This window comes from Clostridium acetireducens DSM 10703, from assembly GCF_001758365.1.
GTDB lineage: Bacteria > Bacillota > Clostridia > Clostridiales > Clostridiaceae > Clostridium_C > Clostridium_C acetireducens.
In genome coordinates this window covers 1-16,513 of the sequence record NZ_LZFO01000013.1, presented here as the reverse complement: position 1 = coordinate 16,513, position 16,513 = coordinate 1, and the positions used below count along the sequence as shown (strand labels likewise).

Genomic DNA, 16,513 nt, shown 5'->3' with positions numbered 1-16,513 from the left:
ACACATAAAAATTTCACCCATAGTCGGAAATTTAAGGTTCCCGGTAGAGACTCCTTGCCGTATTCAAGGTATATATGAGTAACTTTATCAATATCTATAATTTCTATAAATATTTCAGCTTTTACACTATTTTATTCAAGTTTATTTATTTTGTCAAATATTTTTAATTAGCCCTAAAAACAAATACTTTTATAAAAATATTGTCAAATACTCTTTGAAAAATATAACAGTAAAGGTAGCTAAAAATACAAATGGAAGAAAAGGTATATAATCTTTTGAAGACTTTATTTTTAGAATTAAAATATAAATTCCTATTATTCCTCCTAATACAAAAGAAATTAAAATTATAGGAATAATTAAATCCTTACCTAAAAATAGCCCTAATATAAAACATATTTCTGCATCTCCCCAACCCATTCCATTAGTAGTTAAAATTATAAAACATATTATTAGAAATCCTATTATTCCACCAGCTATATTGTTTTTTATACTACTTCCTATTAAAATTTTATACCCTAAACAAACATTTGTAAATAAAAAAAATATAATACTTACTTTAAAGTAAACATTACTTGTATATAAATCAATACTTGCTATAACTATTAAAAAGTAAATAACTGCTATATATTTTAAAAATTCTTGATTAAATCCATATTTGTTATAAACTAAAATAGTAGTTAACATTGTAATCAATTCTACAACAACATATTTTTTAGATAATTTATTATATTTTTTTAAATTGAAATCATTATTAAAATATTTACACAAATAACTAATAATATAAATTATACTTTCAAAAATAAAGCTTTTATATTTAAAATTAAATATAGTTTTCCCTTTTGGTATATTATAAACACAACTACTTAAAAAACTTCCAAGAAAAATACTGGCTATAAATATAACTATATTCATTTTCTTCTCCTTTTTAAATAATATTCATATTTAAATTTATATCCATATATTAACTTTATAATCCTTAAACTTAATTTTATATTTATAATTTAATATGGAGGTTTATTATGATAAAATTTGAAAGAAAATATAATAAAATGTTTTTAAAAAACGTAAGAAAAGCTATTGACAATTTTAATATGATAGAAAGTGGTGATAATGTAGCTGTAGCATTATCTGGAGGAAAAGACAGCATATTTTTATTATTTGTGCTAAAACTTATTCAATTAACTGCAATAAAAGATTTTACATTTACAGCATTACATATAGACTTAGGTTTTGATATGAATTTTAACTCTATAAAAGAATTTTGTAATTTAAACCACATACCTTTGTTAATAGAAAAAACCAATATAGCTGAAGTTATTTTCCAAGATAGAAAAGAGAAAAATCCTTGCTCATTATGTTCAAAATTAAGAAAAGGAGCTTTAGTTAGAGTAGCTAAAAAATATAATATGAATAAAATAGCTTTAGGTCATAATAGTGATGACGTTATTGAAACACTATTTATGAATATATTAAATGTAGGAAAGCTTGGAACATTTCATCCGAATATATATTATAAAGATAAAAATATAAATATTATAAGACCCTTAATATACATAAGAGAAGACTTAATTAAAAAATTAATACAAGAATTAAATTTACCTATAGTAAAGAATTTATGTCCTAAAGATAAAAAAACAAAGAGAGAAGAAATGAAAATTTTATTAAAAAAGTTAGAATGCTACTATCCTGATGCTCAAAATAAAATTATTACTTCATTATCTAATGTAGATTATAAAAATTTATGGAAATAAATATAGGTATGATACAATTGTATCATACCTATTAATTATTAATACATTCCTTCCATATCCATTCCTGGTGCTGGCATTGGAGCATTATTTTTTTCAGGAATATCAGCAATTGCAGCTTCTGTTGTTAAGAAAGTAGCAGCAATTGATGCAGCATTTTGTAAAGCAGATCTATTAACTTTTGTTGGATCTACTATTCCTGCTTTAATCATATCTACATAATCATTATTTAATGCATCATATCCCATTCCAGAATCAGTACTTTTAACTTTTTCTATTACAACTGAACCTTCAACTCCTGCATTATCTGCAATTTGTCTTACTGGTTCTTCAAGAGCTTTCGTAACTATGTCTATACCTAATTTAACATCTAAATTTTCAGAAGTTAATTCTGACATTTTTGGTATTATGTCTACATAAGCTGTTCCACCACCTGGAACAATTCCTTCTTCTACTGCTGCTTTTGTAGCTGCTAAAGCATCTTCTATTCTTAGTTTGCTTTCTTTTAATTCAGTTTCTGTAGCAGCTCCAACTTTTATAACAGCTACTCCTCCTGCTAATTTTGCAAGTCTTTCTTGAAGTTTTTCTTTATCGAAATCAGAAGTAGTTTCCTCAATTTGAGTTTTAATTTGATTTACTCTATCTTTAATAAGAGTTTTATCTCCTCTTCCATTTACTATTGTAGTATTTTCTTTAGAAATTTTTACAGATTCTGCTCTTCCTAGCATATCAATTGTTGTTTCTTTTAAATCTCTGCCAACTTCTTCTGAAATTACTTGACCTCCAGTAAGAATTGCTATGTCTTGAAGCATTTCTTTTCTTCTATCTCCAAATCCAGGAGCCTTTACTGCTACGCAAGTAAATGTTCCTCTTAATTTATTAACAACTAATGTAGCTAATGCTTCTCCTTCTATATCTTCAGCTATTACTAATAGTTTTCTGCCTTGTTGAACTATTTGTTCTAATACAGGAAGAATTTCTTGAATATTAGATATCTTCTTATCCGTGATTAAAATATAAGGTTCATCTAAGGATGCTTCCATTTTTTCTGTATCTGTTACCATATATGGACTTACATATCCTCTATCAAACTGCATTCCTTCAACTATATCTAATTCTGTACCCATAGATTTTGATTCTTCTACTGTAATAACTCCTTCATTTCCTACTTTTTCCATAGCATCTGCTATTAATTTTCCTATTTCTTCATCTGCTGCTGAAATAGCTGCAACTCTAGCTATATCTTCTTTTCCATTAATAGGCTTTGATATTTTCTTTATTTCTTCTACTGATTTATCTACAGCCATCTTAATACCTTGTCTTACAAATATAGGATTTGCTCCTGCTGTAACATTTTTTAATCCTTCTCTTATTATAGCTTGAGCAAGTAATGTAGCTGTTGTAGTACCATCTCCTGCAACATCGTTTGTTTTTGTAGCAACTTCCTTAACTAATTGTGCTCCCATATTTTCATATGGATCTTCTAATTCTATTTCTCTAGCTATAGTAACACCATCATTTGTTATAAGTGGTGAACCAAATTTTTTATCTAATACAACATTTCTTCCTTTTGGTCCAAGTGTAACTTTAACAGTATTAGCTAATTTATCTACACCTTTTTGCATAGTTCTTCTTGCATCTTCACTAAATTTTATACTCTTTGCCATTTTGAACCCTCCTACTTAATTTTAAGTTATAATTTCATACTAAATTATTCTAATACTCCTAATATATCATCTTGTCTTAAAATTATATATTCCTCACTATCAATTTTAACTTCATTTCCAGCATATTTTGAGAATAATACCTTATCTCCTACTTTAACTTCCATTTTTATCTCTTTGTCATTTACTACTCCTCCAGGTCCTACCGCAATAACTTCTGCTTGTTGAGGCTTTTCTTTAGCAGCTCCTGGCAATACTATTCCGCTTTTTGTAGTTTCTTCAGCCTCTAATCTTTTAATAACAACTCTGTCTCCAAGTGGTCTTATTTTCATTTTAAAACCCCTCCTTAAATATTTTTATATTATTTATTTTCAATAAAATATACTAAATTTATTTGTTAGCACTCATTAATATTGAGTGCTAATACAATTATTATGATAATTAATTGTATTTATTATATCAAATCCCATATAATATAATATTATATAATGTAAAGTAATTATATGAACTTAATTTGACTTTTCATTATTTTTCGTAATATTCCTAAATTTATCTACTATATTCTTAATTATCCATATATATTATATTAAAAACTTTATAAAATAAGAATATAATAAATTTTTAGGAGGTTATTTTATTTTTATGAAAAAAACTAATATTTTCTTTAAAATAGCATTTATATTTATTTCATTGTTATTTTCTTTATTATTATCCTTTAATATAGTGTTAAAAATTAAACAGCTATATTATTTTGAAATATATAATCTAAATATAAATAAATTATCTAATTTAAGTATAGAATCCATAAAAACAAATTATGATTACATAATAAACTATCTTTCAAATAATTCTTATGTTAATTTCAAATTACCTAATTTACCTTCATCTAAAGAAGGAATAATACACTTTGAAGAAGTAAAAAATATTTTTACTATATTAACCTATTTATTTTATATCTGTACTATTACCTTAATTTTCTTTTATTATTCAATAATAAAAAATAAAGATTTTTACATTATTAAACTATGTTCTAAATTTTTATTAACTTTACCTTTGATTTTAATTACTATATTAGTTATAAATTTTAACAAAACATTTACATTATTTCATAAAATAACATTTGGTAATAACTATTGGATTTTTGATCCTGAAAAAGATCCTGTAATAAATATACTTCCTATAGAATTTTTTTTGCATTGTAGCTTAATTATACTACTAATAACAATATTACAAGGAATATTATTATTTATTATATATAAATCATTAAATAAAAAATCTAATCTAAAATAATTATTTTAGATTAGATTTTTTATTTACTAATAATATTTTTAATAATTTTTTCTCCTTTATAAACACCTATAAAAAATAGTATAGTCATTACTATAGCTATGGTTATTAAAGTTATATTATTCCCTGAATTTAAATTACGACCAAAATACGAAGAAACTATTATACCTGGTATTCTTCCTATAGTAGAATACATTAAAAAATTCTTAAAATTAATGTTTGCTATTCCACATATATATCCTAATACGTCTTTGGGAATACCTGGAATTAGATATAATAGGAACACTATAATATTTATATCTCCAAATTTTAATATTTTATTAAAAAATTTAAAATCCTTCCTAGGAATTATTTTTTTAGTAAAGGATTTTCCAAACAAATAAGAAGTAAAAAAGGTTATACAGCTTCCTATAGTTATACCTATTAAAGACAATATAGTACCTACTACAGTTCCATATATATACCCTCCAGTAATTTGTATTATTTCACCTGGAATAAAAAACGCTACCACTTGTATAATTTGCAATAATATAAAAACAACAAATCCATATTTACCATAACTTAATATAAAACTTTTTACCTTATATGGATTTTTTAACATATAAAAATACTTATTATAATATTCATATGTAATATACAAAGTTATTAATAAAAATATTGCTATAAAACTATAATTTTTATACTTATTAAAAAACTTTTTCATATCTTCACCCTTTTTTTATTACTTTTAATTAGTATTAATATATATTGATAATTATATTATCAAAAAATATTAATATCTTTGTAAATATTTTAATGTTTTTGTATTATTTTATAAAATAAATATTTAAGACAAATAAAAAAGCAAACTTGTAAATACAAATTTGCTTTTTTGCTTTTATATTATCTTTCTAAATTAACATCTTCAAAATCCTTAATTTTATCATTTTCAAGCACTGCTTGTTTAGAAGATTCTTTACTAAACTTATTTAATTGAGGTCTAGATTTCATAATTGAAACCATATTACCTGGTCCACCAATACAGCCGCCTTCGCACATCATACCTTCAATAAAGTTTCCTGGTAATCTTCCAATTTTAGCTAAAGTCATAGTTTTCTTTAATTCTTCTGATCCACTTATTCTAACTGGCTTAAAGTCTATATCTATCTCTTTATCTTTTACATAGTTTTGTATAGCTGATGTTAATCCTCCACCTTGAGCAAATCCTCTACCAAAGGATGAACCATCATCAACTTCTATGTTTTCACAGCTTTCTGGATCTATATCAAAAGCCCCCATAAGTGCAGCTAACTCTTCAAAAGTCATGACATAATCTACTGCATCTTTTATAGTTGGTCTTAAAGCTTCTGATTTTTTTGCTGTACATGGTCCTACAAATACAACTACAGCATCAGCATCATTTTTCTTTATATATCTTCCAGTAGCGATCATAGGAGATACTGTTCCAGATATTTTTTCAACTTCAGTTGGGAATTTTTTTTCTATATAACTCATAAAGCCTGGACAACAAGAATTTGTCATATATTTATGTCCTTCTTCCATTCTTTCAACAAATTCATTACTTTCATGAACTGTTACAGCATCTGCACCACAAGCTGCTTCAACCATATCTGTAAATCCTATCTTTTTAAAAGCATCTTTAACTTGTCCAACTGTAACCTTTGGTCCAAATTGTCCTGTTACAGCAGGAGCTACTACTGCATAAACCTTTTTCTTATCTATTAAAGCCTTTGTAACATTTGCTATATAGCTTTTATCTAATATTGCTCCAAAAGGACATGCTGCCATACAAGCACCACAGTTTATACAATCTTCCTCTTTTATCATAGCTATTTTTGTTTCTTGATCTATATCAAGAGCTGCTGTAGGACATGCTCTTTTACATGGTCTCATAACTTCTGCTATGGCATTGTAAGGACAAGCTTTTTTGCACATTCCACATTCTATACATAAATCTTGATTTATATAAGCTTTTCCAGCCACTCTTGTAATTGCATTTCTACCACACACTTCCATACACTTGTGTTGTACACACCCTCTACAGGCTTCTGTTACTGTAAATCTATCAATTGGACATTTATCACAAGCAGATGAAATTACATATATTATTTGTCCCTCATTTGTTTCCTCTAAATCAGAAGTTATTTCTGGACTAGGCTTAAATCCAGCTGCTAGACGAGCTGATTCATATACTATAGCTCTTTCCCTATAAACACAGCATCTATATTGAGGTTTATCCCCTTGTATTATTTTTGTAGAAATGTTTTCTAAAGAATCTTTATTTAATTCACCATTTTTAGCTAAAGTAGCTATTTCCTTTAAAACTTTATACTTTAATTCTTTTAATTGAGTTTCAAATGTTATCAATTTAACTTACCTCCTATTAGTGTAAACCATATCATTTTAAACAAACATACTAATTATTATTTATGCAAAAACCTTTATCAACACTATAATACCAGATTACTAAAGAAAATGTAACGCTTTTTTAATTTATTTTTTTAGTCAAATTTCTACATTTTTTTATTTTATAAAAACGTTTAAAGTTGTTAAAAATTATACAGCTATTTTAGTAAATAAATTCAAAATTTTTACTATATTATTTTATTTTCTCTAGCAAAATAAAATAAATATTGTTGTGCAAATCCTGATAAAGCACCAAATTTATTTCTTCCAAAGTCTCTAATCTTTTTTAAAGATACATCTGGAGCTAAATAAAAATCTTGCATAGCTCTTTTTACCCATACATCTACTGGAAAAGCTGAATACTTTCCCATGGAAAATAACATTATACAATCTGCTACCTTAGGACCTATTCCACTAAATTTCATTAATTCTTTATGACATATGTCATCTTCTTGATTTTTAATCCACTCTATATCAAATTCTTTAATATATCCACTTTTATTAATATTTCCCCTATTATTAATTTTTTCAACTGTATCCTTTATGTATTTAGCTCTAAATCCTACACCGCATTCTTCCAATTCTTCAATAGATACATTACTCAAGTCATTATAACTCGGAAATGTATAATATTCTTTGTCTTTATAAGTTAATTTTTTACCCCATTTTTTACTTATATTATTTATAGCTCTTTTTATCATAGGTATTCTATTATTAGCAGATATTATAAAAGATATTATAACTTCATAAGGATCTTGTTTTAATAATCTTATTCCGCTGCCAAATTCTACAGATTTTTTTAATATTTCATCCTGACCAACTAATATTTTAATTTCATCGTAATCTCTATATAAGTCAAAATAATCTGCCCACACATTTTTAAAATCTTCTTGATTAATATTATATATTAAAACATCCTTATGTTTTTTTTCTACTTCTATAACATTTCCTTTAACAACTCCTATGTAATTTCCATTTGGCTGCTTATTCCATCTAAAACATTGACCACATTCAAATATATGTGGTAACTCAAAATTCACAACATCTTTTATTATTACTCCATTATGAAAACTTTCAACTCTATTAAAATCCAATTAAATACCTCCTTAAATCAAATTTATATGTAATTAATTATATTATATACATATAAATAATAAAAAAACCAGCAAGCAGTTAATACCACTTACTGGTTTATATTAAATCAACTATTTATTTGATAAATATTCGTCAATTGCTTTAGCAGCTTTCTTTCCAGCTCCCATAGCTAATATAACTGTAGCTGCACCTGTTACGGCGTCTCCACCAGCATATACTCCTTCTCTAGTTGTAAGACCTGTTTCTTCATCTGCAATTACACATTTCTTTTTATTAATTTCTACTCCCTTAGTAGTATTAGCTACTAATGGATTTGCTTTTGTTCCTAATGACATTATAACAGTATCTACATCCATTACAAATTCTGAACCTTCTATTGGAACTGGTCTTCTTCTTCCTGAAGCATCTGGTTCACCTAATTCCATTCTTACACATTTCATTCCTTTAACCCAACCTTTTTCATCTTCTAAGATTTCAACTGGGTTAGTTAGAAGGTCAAATATTACGCCTTCTTCTTTAGCGTGATGAACTTCTTCAGCTCTTGCTGGAAGTTCTTCTTCTGATCTTCTGTATACTATATGAGATTCTGCACCTAATCTTAAAGCAGTTCTTGCAGCGTCCATAGCAACGTTACCGCCACCTACTACTGCAACTTTCTTTCCAGCTTTAATAGGTGTAATATAATCTTCTCTAAACGCTTTCATTAAATTATTTCTAGTTAAATATTCATTAGCTGAGAATACACCATTTAAGTTTTCTCCTGGTATTCCCATAAACATAGGAAGACCTGCTCCTGATCCTATAAATACAGCATCAAATTTTTCATCATCAATTAAACTATCTACAGTAACAGTTCTACCAATTATAACGTTAGTTTCAATTTTAACGCCTAATTTTTTAAGATTTTCTACTTCTGCTTTAACTACTTTTTCTTTTGGAAGTCTGAATTCTGGAATACCATATACTAAAACTCCGCCTGCTTCATGTAGTGATTCAAAAATAGTTACGTCATATCCCATTTTAGCTAAGTCACCAGCACAAGTAAGTCCTGAAGGACCACTTCCTATAACAGCAACTTTCTTTCCGTTGCTTGGCTTAGTTTCTGCTACATTTACATTGTTTTCTCTTGCCCAGTCTGCTACGAATCTTTCTAATTTTCCTATAGCTATAGCTTCTCCCTTATTTCCAAGTACGCATTTACCTTCGCATTGGTTTTCTTGAGGACAAACTCTTCCACATACTGCTGGAAGTGCACTTGATCTAGCTATAACTCTAGCAGCTTCTTCAAATTCACCATTTTTAACATGTTGGATAAATTCTGGTATACTAATTGATACAGGACATTTAGTTACACACATAGGTTTTTTACAATTTAAGCATCTGCTTGCTTCTTTCATTGCTTCTTCTTTTGTATATCCTAAACATACTTCATCAAAATTTGTTGCTCTTACTTTTGGATCTTGTTCTGTTATTGGAATTCTCTTCATTCTATCCATTATTTATCGCCTCCTAAACCAACGTGACACACATGACCTTCTGCTTTTTCTTGCGCTTCTAAGAATAGCTTTCCTTCTTCTGTTTTGTACATAGCTTGTCTTCTCATAGCTTCTTCAAAATCTACTTGGTGACCATCAAATTCTGGTCCATCTACACATGCAAATTTAGTTTCTCCGCCTACAGTTACTCTACAAGCTCCACACATTCCTGTACCATCAACCATTAACATATTTAAGCTTACAATTGTCTTTAAACCTAATTCTTTTGTTAATTTGCAAACAAACTTCATCATTATCATAGGTCCTATTGCAACTACTAAATCATATTTCTTTCCTTGATTTTCAACTAAATCTTTTAGACAATCTGTAACCATACCATTAAATCCATAGGAACCATCATCTGTAGCTATGTAAACATTTCCTGCTACTTTTTTCATTTCATCTTCAAAAAGTATAAAATCTTTGGACTTTCCGCCGATTATAACATCTGCATCTACTCCATGTTCATGTAACCATTTTACTTGAGGATATACTGGTGCAGCACCAACTCCACCGGCAATAAAAATTATTTTCTTTTTCTTTAAAGATTCTTTTTCTTCATGTACAAGTTCTGAAGGTTGTCCTAGTGGTCCAACAAAGTCAGCTATAGCGTCTCCAGCTTCATATTTTGCTAATTCCATAGTTGATCCACCAATTACTTGGAATACTATAGTTATAGTGCCTGCTTCTCTATCGTAATCGCATACAGTTAGAGGTATTCTTTCACCTTTTTCATCAATTCTTAAAATTATAAATTGACCAGGTAATGCTGATTTTGCTACTCTTGGTGCTTCAATATCCATCATGTATATTTTTGGCGCCAATTGCTTTTTAGTTAATATTTTATACATATTCATTCCTCCATCTTAAACTTAGATTTATATAATCTAATTATACACTATTTTTTTAAAATTCTCAATTTCTAAAAAAAAGCCATTGAAAACTTCAATGGCTTTTTTAAAATTGCCTTATTTTGTATAATCAAAGAATCCTTTTTTAGTTTTTCTTCCTAAGTATCCTGCTCTAACATATTTTCTTAGTAATGGATGTGGTCTGTATTTTGAATCTCCTGTTTCAGTATAAAGTACTTCCATTATAGCTAAGCATACGTCTAATCCTATAAGATCTCCTAAAGCTAGAGGTCCCATTGGATGATTAGCGCCAAGTTTCATTGATGTATCTATATCTTCAGCTGAAGCAATACCTTCTGCTAAAATTCCGATACCTTCATTGATCATTGGAATTAATATTCTGTTTACAACAAATCCTGGAGCTTCAGCAACTTCAACTGGAGTTTTTCCTATAGCTTCTGAAGCTTCTTTTATAGCGTCAAAAACTTCTTGTGAAGTAGCTATTCCTCTGATTACTTCTACTAGTTTCATAGCTGGAACTGGATTAAAGAAATGCATTCCTATTACTTTTTCTGGTCTATTAGTAGCTGATGCTATTTCTGTTATTGAAAGAGATGATGTGTTTGTAGCTAATATTGCTTCTGGCTTACAAACTTTATCAAATTCAGCAAATGCTTTTTTCTTTAATTCCATATCTTCACTTGCTGCTTCTATTATTAAATCACAATCTTTTAAATCATTTATATCTGTAGTTTCTGTAATTCTATCAAGAATTGCATTCATATCTGCTTCTTCCATTTTGCCTTTAGCAACTCTTTTTGAAAGGTTAGTTTTTACTCCTGCCTTACCTTTTCTAGTAAGAGATGGGTCTATGTTTCTAACCTTTATTATTACTTCATATCCTTTTGAAGCAAAAACTTGTGCTATACCTGTACCCATAGTACCACGACCGTCAATAGCTACCTTTTTAATCATAAAAAACCCTCCTCAAATTTTAAATATATATATATTATACTATATTTAATATTTTATATACTTGCCTATAATTAAATAGGCAAGTATTGTATTAACTATTTATTTTCTTCTGCAGCTTTTAATGCATTTATTCCATTTATCATTTCTGGAATTACTTTGTTTAAGTCACCTACTAATCCTAAGTCTGCAACTTGCATTATTGGTGCATCTTCATCTTTGTTTACAGCAATTATGAAATCACTGTCTGACATACCTGCTAAATGTTGAATAGCTCCTGAAATACCGCAAGCTATGTAAACTTTAGGTCTTACAGTTTTTCCTGTTTGTCCAACTTGATAGTTTTTGTCAATCCAACCAGCATCTACAGTAGCACGGGATCCTGATATTGAAGCATCTCCGCCAAATGCATCTGCTAATTCTTTTAATAATTCAAATTTTTCTTTTGAACCTATTCCTCTACCACCAGATACTAATATTTCAGCTTCACTGATGTCAATAACGTCTTTTAATGATTTAACAACTTCGCCAACTTTAGTTCTGATATCTGATTCAGCAATTGCTGGTGTAACTTTTTCTATTTCACCTTTTTTATCAGTTTTTGATAAAGCTTCGAAAACTCCTGGTCTTACTGTTGACATTTGAGGTCTTCTTTCTTCGCAAGCTATTGTAGCCATTAAGTTTCCACCAAAAGCTGGTCTTGTCATTAATAAGTTTCTTTCTTCTGAAACATCAAGTCCAGTACAATCTGCTGTTAAACCTGTGTTAAGTCTTCCAGCAACTCTTGGTCCTAAGTCTCTTCCTAAGAATGTAGCACCAACTAATACTACTTCTGGTTTTCTTTCATTTACTGTATCACATATAACTTTTGCATAACCATCAGTTGTAAAATGCTTTAATAGTGGATGTTCTAAATATAGAACTTTGTCAGCTCCGTGAGCTGCTAATTCTTCTGCTATATTATCAACTTCATCACCAATTAGTAATGCAGTTAATTCAACTCCTAATTTATCAGCTAATTCTCTTCCTTTTCCTAAAAGTTGTAAAGCAACTTTTTGAAGTTCTCCGTCTCTTTGTTCAGCAAATACCCAAACGCCTTTGTAATCTGCTATATTCATTTAAAATCCCTCCTACTCTATTAAATATAGTGTTTTTCTTTTAATTTAGAAACCGCATATGCTGCTGCTTCTTTAGGTGGCATGTTAACTACTTCACCTTTACCTTTTGCTTCTTTTGTCATTGACTTCTTAACCTTTGTTGCTGAACCTTTAAGGCCAAGAAGGGATTTATCAACCTTTATATCATCTGCACTCCAAACCTTAATTTCCTTATTGAAAACTTCGAAAATGTTTCCTATACTCATGTATCTAGGTTCATTTAATTCTTTTATAGCTGTTAAAAGAACTGGTGTTTTTACTGTTAGAGTTTCATATCCGTCTTCCCAAGCTCTTCTAACTTCTAATTCATTACCATTAACTTTTACTTCTTCAACATAAGTAACTTGTGGAAGTCCTAAGTGTTCAGCTATTTCTGGTCCAACTTGAGCAGTATCTCCATCTATAGCTTGTCTTCCAGCAAATATTATATCGTAATCTAATTGTCTTAATGCTCCTGCTAAAGCATTTGATGTAGCTAATGTATCAGCTCCTGCGAAAGCTCTGTCTGATACTAATATAGCTTCGTCTGCTCCCATAGCTAAAGCTTCTCTTAAAGCTGCTTCAGCTTGTGGTGGTCCCATGCTTACTACTGTAACATGTGCACCATTTTCTTCTTTTAGAACTAATGCTTCTTCTAAAGCGTTTTTATCATCTGGATTTATTATTGAAGGAACACCTTCTCTTATAAGAGTTCCTGTTTTTGGATCAATTTTAACTTCATTTGTATCTGGAACTTGCTTTAAGCAAACAACTATTTTCATAGTTCAAACCCTCCTTATTCTTATTTAAATATATGATTTGCTATAACTAGCTTTTGAACTTGTGAAGTTCCTTCATATATTTCTGTTATCTTAGCATCTCTCATCATTCTTTCAACTGGATAATCCTTAGTGTATCCATATCCACCGAATAATTGAACTGCTTTAGTAGTTACATCCATAGCAGTATTAGCTGCAACTAATTTAGCTCTTGCTGCTTCAACTGTATATGAAAGTCCATTGTCTTTTCTCCATGCTGCTTCATATACTAAATGCTTAGCTGCTTGGATTTGAACATCCATATCAACCATCATCCATGCTAATCCTTGGAATTTATCTAATGATCTACCAAATTGTTTTCTTTCTTTCATATATGTTTTAGCTTCTTCAAAAGCTCCTTCAGCTATACCTAAAGCTTGAGCTGCTATACCAATTCTTCCTCCATCAAGAGTATGCATTGCTATACCAAAGCCTTTTCCTTCTTTTCCTACTAATCTATCTTTTGGAATTACACAATCTTCAAATACAAGTTCTGTAGTTGATGATGCTCTAATTCCCATCTTATCTTCTACTTTACCAATTGAGAATCCTTTATCTCCTTTTTCAACTATAAAGCATGATATTCCTTTTACGCCTTTGCTCTTATCTGTCATTGCAAATATGCAGAAAACATCAGCTGCTCCACCATTTGTTATAAATATTTTTGAACCATTTATAACATAGTTGTCTCCATCTAAAACAGCTACAGTTTGTTGTCCTGCTGCATCTGTTCCAGCGTTTGGTTCAGTTAAACCAAAAGCACCAAGTTTTTCACCTTTTGCTAATGGAATTAAATATTTTTGTTTTTGTTCTTCTGTTCCATGTTCGTTTATTAATGATGCACATAATGATGTATGAGCTGAAACTATAACACCTGTTGATGCGCAAACTTTTGATAGTTCTTCTACAGTTATAACGTATGAAAGAACATCTCCACCTGCTCCACCATATTCTTTTGAAAATGGTATACCCATAATGTTATACTTAGCCATTTTTTCAACAGTTTCCATTGGGAATCTTTCTGTTTCATCAATTTCTGCTGCTAAAGGTTTAACTTCATTTTCAGCAAACTCTCTTACCATTTGTCTAACAAATTCTTGTTCTCTTGTTAATGCAAAATTCATTTACCTTTACCTCCTATCTGTTTTTAAAGCATTTTTCTCTTTTTTCAACGAATGCTGTCATTCCTTCTTTTTGATCTTCTGTTGAGAAACATTCGCCGAAAACTTCTGATTCATATGCTAATGCTGTATCCACATCGCATTGCATGCCTTTATTTATGGCTGCCTTGCAAAGCTTTACAGCAATAGGTGCTTGTTCAGCTATGTTGTTGGCTAAAGCTTTTGCTTCATCCATTAACTTTTCTGGCTCAACAACTTTATTTACAAGTCCAATTCTAAAAGCTTCTTCTGCTTTTATAATTTCAGATGTATATATTAATTGTTTAGCCATTCCCATTCCAACTAATCTTGGAAGTCTTTGAGTTCCTCCAAATCCTGGGGTTATTCCTAGTCCTACTTCTGGTTGTCCAAATTTAGCTTTTGCTGAAGCTATTCTTATATCACATGCCATTGACAATTCACAGCCTCCGCCTAATGCGAATCCATTTACAGCTGCAATCACTGGTTTTTCTAATAATTCTAATTTTCTAAATACTCTATTTCCTAATATTCCAAACTTTCTACCTTCTATTGTTCTTAAGTCTTTCATTTCTGTTATGTCTGCACCTGCTACAAATGCCTTTCCTTCTCCTGTAAGTATTACTGCAAAGATATTATCATCTAATGCTAATTCATCTACTACAGCTTCTAATTCTGTTAGGGTTTCTGAATTTAAAGCATTTAGTTGCTTAGGTCTATTAATTTTAACCACAGCAATTTTACCCTCTTTTTCGAGGATGACGTTTTTTAATTCCATAATAATCCTCCCCACAAATTAATTGTCTGTTAATATTATAACAAATACATTCAAAAATAATTGAAGCTAAACGCTTCATTCTTATTATATACTTTAATTAAATATATTTCAATACTAAGTTCAGACTTTTCTCATTTTTTTAACAACAAAAATTTGTTAGCATTTTGTAATTGTATATTTATCAATATCTATGCAATAATTAAAATTTAAAATTTTAATTATTTCTTTCATTTAATAAACAACTTAAAGTAATTAAACTATCACTTAAATGAACATTTTCAACTGTTATATCTTCTGAAACTACTAAATCAACTGGAGCAAAATTCCATATTCCTTTTACATTATTTTTAACTAATATATCACATACTTTTTGTGCATTTTTACTTTGAACACAAATTACGCCTATATCAATGTGATTTTTCTTTAAAAACTGCTCCAAATAGTCTATATCCTTTACTTCAATATCTCTTATTTTTAAACCTATTAATTTAGGATTAATATCAAAAATACCTTCTAAAGAAAATCCTAATTTTTCAAATCTGGTATAATTAGCCAAGGCTTGACCTATGTTACCAGCACCTACTATTACTGTTTTATATTCTCTAGTAAGACCTAGTATTATACTAATTTCGTTATAAAGTTCTTTTATATTATACCCATACCCTTGCTGTCCAAAATCTCCAAAACAGTTTAAATCCTGTCTTATTTGAGATGCTGTAAAACCTATCTTTTCACTAAGTTCTTTTGATGAAATTCTATCAACATCATTTTTCATTAACTCTGCCAAATATCTATGATATTTAGGTAATCTTTTAATTACTGCCATTGATATATTCTTCTTCTTATCCATAACACACCTCTATACAAACAATTTTAATAATTTATTAACAAACATTACTTTCAAATTCTTATTAATTACTATTATTCCATATACTATTGTATAGTATATATATAATTGAGTAAATTTCATATTTTATAATCATTGATTTTACTAACTTTTTTATTATTCAAAAAGGAAATTCACCCCAAAATGTCGAATATTTAAGTACCACCAAAAATACACAACAAAGAGGAGTGAATACTT

General features: G+C 28.8%; 16 protein-coding genes and 1 riboswitch. Of the genes, 2 read left to right on the top strand and 14 right to left on the bottom strand.

Annotated features, from left to right (window positions below; genetic code table 11):
• A riboswitch (purine riboswitch) is annotated at nucleotides 1-98 on the bottom strand.
• 91 nt (nucleotides 99-189) lie between these two features.
• Nucleotides 190-912 (bottom strand): prepilin peptidase, encoded by a 723-nt coding sequence (locus CLOACE_RS05610; RefSeq protein WP_070110082.1) that lies wholly within the window; start codon nucleotides 910-912, stop codon nucleotides 190-192.
• A gap of 107 nt (nucleotides 913-1,019) precedes the next feature.
• On the opposite strand from CLOACE_RS05610, the gene CLOACE_RS05605 reads away from it, so the two are divergent.
• Nucleotides 1,020-1,751 (top strand): tRNA lysidine(34) synthetase, encoded by a 732-nt coding sequence (locus CLOACE_RS05605; protein ID WP_070110080.1) that lies wholly within the window; start codon nucleotides 1,020-1,022, stop codon nucleotides 1,749-1,751.
• A gap of 38 nt (nucleotides 1,752-1,789) precedes the next feature.
• On the opposite strand, the gene groL is transcribed toward CLOACE_RS05605, so the two are convergent.
• Together groL and groES are read right to left on the bottom strand one after the other, a co-directional pair.
• A complete protein-coding gene (groL, locus tag CLOACE_RS05600) occupies nucleotides 1,790-3,415 on the bottom strand; it encodes a chaperonin GroEL (protein WP_070110078.1) in 1,626 nt (541 codons plus the stop codon).
• A gap of 44 nt (nucleotides 3,416-3,459) precedes the next feature.
• A complete protein-coding gene (groES, locus tag CLOACE_RS05595) occupies nucleotides 3,460-3,744 on the bottom strand; it encodes a co-chaperone GroES (RefSeq protein ID WP_070110077.1) in 285 nt (94 codons plus the stop codon).
• A gap of 310 nt (nucleotides 3,745-4,054) precedes the next feature.
• Between groES and CLOACE_RS05590 the strand changes: the two genes are divergently transcribed.
• A complete protein-coding gene (locus CLOACE_RS05590) occupies nucleotides 4,055-4,702 on the top strand; it encodes a TIGR01906 family membrane protein (protein WP_070110075.1) in 648 nt (215 codons plus the stop codon).
• 19 nt (nucleotides 4,703-4,721) lie between these two features.
• Here the strand turns inward: CLOACE_RS05590 and CLOACE_RS05585 are convergent, their stop codons facing one another.
• The 11 genes from CLOACE_RS05585 to CLOACE_RS05535 form a co-directional block, all read right to left on the bottom strand.
• Nucleotides 4,722-5,402, bottom strand: coding sequence for a TVP38/TMEM64 family protein (locus CLOACE_RS05585; RefSeq protein ID WP_070110073.1), 681 nt, complete (start codon nucleotides 5,400-5,402; stop codon nucleotides 4,722-4,724).
• A gap of 179 nt (nucleotides 5,403-5,581) precedes the next feature.
• Nucleotides 5,582-7,066, bottom strand: coding sequence for a 4Fe-4S dicluster domain-containing protein (locus CLOACE_RS05580; protein ID WP_070110071.1), 1,485 nt, complete (start codon nucleotides 7,064-7,066; stop codon nucleotides 5,582-5,584).
• A 227-nt stretch (nucleotides 7,067-7,293) separates the two neighbouring features.
• Nucleotides 7,294-8,199 (bottom strand): DNA-3-methyladenine glycosylase family protein, encoded by a 906-nt coding sequence (locus CLOACE_RS05575; protein WP_070110069.1) that lies wholly within the window; start codon nucleotides 8,197-8,199, stop codon nucleotides 7,294-7,296.
• Nucleotides 8,200-8,310: 111 nt separating this feature from the next.
• On the bottom strand, nucleotides 8,311-9,696 hold the full coding sequence (gene gltA / locus CLOACE_RS05570) for an NADPH-dependent glutamate synthase (protein ID WP_070110067.1): 1,386 nt from the start codon (nucleotides 9,694-9,696) through the stop codon (nucleotides 8,311-8,313).
• Nucleotides 9,696-10,586, bottom strand: a complete 891-nt coding sequence (locus tag CLOACE_RS05565) for a sulfide/dihydroorotate dehydrogenase-like FAD/NAD-binding protein (RefSeq protein ID WP_070110065.1) — start codon at nucleotides 10,584-10,586, stop codon at nucleotides 9,696-9,698. The genes gltA and CLOACE_RS05565 overlap by 1 nt, the downstream gene beginning before the upstream one ends.
• A 117-nt stretch (nucleotides 10,587-10,703) precedes the next feature.
• Nucleotides 10,704-11,558, bottom strand: a complete 855-nt coding sequence (locus tag CLOACE_RS05560) for a 3-hydroxybutyryl-CoA dehydrogenase (protein ID WP_070110144.1) — start codon at nucleotides 11,556-11,558, stop codon at nucleotides 10,704-10,706.
• A gap of 98 nt (nucleotides 11,559-11,656) precedes the next feature.
• Nucleotides 11,657-12,676 (bottom strand): electron transfer flavoprotein subunit alpha/FixB family protein, encoded by a 1,020-nt coding sequence (locus tag CLOACE_RS05555; protein ID WP_070110063.1) that lies wholly within the window; start codon nucleotides 12,674-12,676, stop codon nucleotides 11,657-11,659.
• A gap of 20 nt (nucleotides 12,677-12,696) precedes the next feature.
• A complete protein-coding gene (locus CLOACE_RS05550) occupies nucleotides 12,697-13,476 on the bottom strand; it encodes an electron transfer flavoprotein subunit beta/FixA family protein (protein ID WP_070110061.1) in 780 nt (259 codons plus the stop codon).
• Between the two features lie 20 nt (nucleotides 13,477-13,496).
• Nucleotides 13,497-14,636 carry an acyl-CoA dehydrogenase gene (locus tag CLOACE_RS05545; RefSeq protein WP_070110059.1) on the bottom strand — a complete coding sequence of 380 codons (1,140 nt, stop codon included), beginning with the start codon at nucleotides 14,634-14,636 and terminating at the stop codon, nucleotides 13,497-13,499.
• A gap of 13 nt (nucleotides 14,637-14,649) precedes the next feature.
• Complete coding sequence (locus CLOACE_RS05540; protein ID WP_070110057.1) at nucleotides 14,650-15,429, bottom strand: short-chain-enoyl-CoA hydratase; 780 nt, start codon at nucleotides 15,427-15,429, stop codon at nucleotides 14,650-14,652.
• Between the two features lie 214 nt (nucleotides 15,430-15,643).
• Nucleotides 15,644-16,279 (bottom strand): redox-sensing transcriptional repressor Rex, encoded by a 636-nt coding sequence (locus tag CLOACE_RS05535; protein ID WP_070110055.1) that lies wholly within the window; start codon nucleotides 16,277-16,279, stop codon nucleotides 15,644-15,646.
• Between the last annotated feature and the right edge of the window lie 234 nt (nucleotides 16,280-16,513).

Coding starts and splice junctions, on each gene's coding strand:
- CLOACE_RS05535 (WP_070110055.1), bottom strand. CDS start 16,279: ATGGATAAGAAGAAGAATATATCAATGGCAGTAATTAAAAGATTACCT.
- CLOACE_RS05540 (WP_070110057.1), bottom strand. CDS start 15,429: ATGGAATTAAAAAACGTCATCCTCGAAAAAGAGGGTAAAATTGCTGTG.
- CLOACE_RS05550 (WP_070110061.1), bottom strand. CDS start 13,476: ATGAAAATAGTTGTTTGCTTAAAGCAAGTTCCAGATACAAATGAAGTT.
- groES (WP_070110077.1), bottom strand. CDS start 3,744: ATGAAAATAAGACCACTTGGAGACAGAGTTGTTATTAAAAGATTAGAG.
- CLOACE_RS05565 (WP_070110065.1), bottom strand. CDS start 10,586: ATGTATAAAATATTAACTAAAAAGCAATTGGCGCCAAAAATATACATG.
- CLOACE_RS05605 (WP_070110080.1), top strand. CDS start 1,020: ATGATAAAATTTGAAAGAAAATATAATAAAATGTTTTTAAAAAACGTA.
- CLOACE_RS05610 (WP_070110082.1), bottom strand. CDS start 912: ATGAATATAGTTATATTTATAGCCAGTATTTTTCTTGGAAGTTTTTTA.
- groL (WP_070110078.1), bottom strand. CDS start 3,415: ATGGCAAAGAGTATAAAATTTAGTGAAGATGCAAGAAGAACTATGCAA.
- CLOACE_RS05590 (WP_070110075.1), top strand. CDS start 4,055: ATGAAAAAAACTAATATTTTCTTTAAAATAGCATTTATATTTATTTCA.
- gltA (WP_070110067.1), bottom strand. CDS start 9,696: ATGGATAGAATGAAGAGAATTCCAATAACAGAACAAGATCCAAAAGTA.
- CLOACE_RS05585 (WP_070110073.1), bottom strand. CDS start 5,402: ATGAAAAAGTTTTTTAATAAGTATAAAAATTATAGTTTTATAGCAATA.
- CLOACE_RS05555 (WP_070110063.1), bottom strand. CDS start 12,676: ATGAATATAGCAGATTACAAAGGCGTTTGGGTATTTGCTGAACAAAGA.
- CLOACE_RS05545 (WP_070110059.1), bottom strand. CDS start 14,636: ATGAATTTTGCATTAACAAGAGAACAAGAATTTGTTAGACAAATGGTA.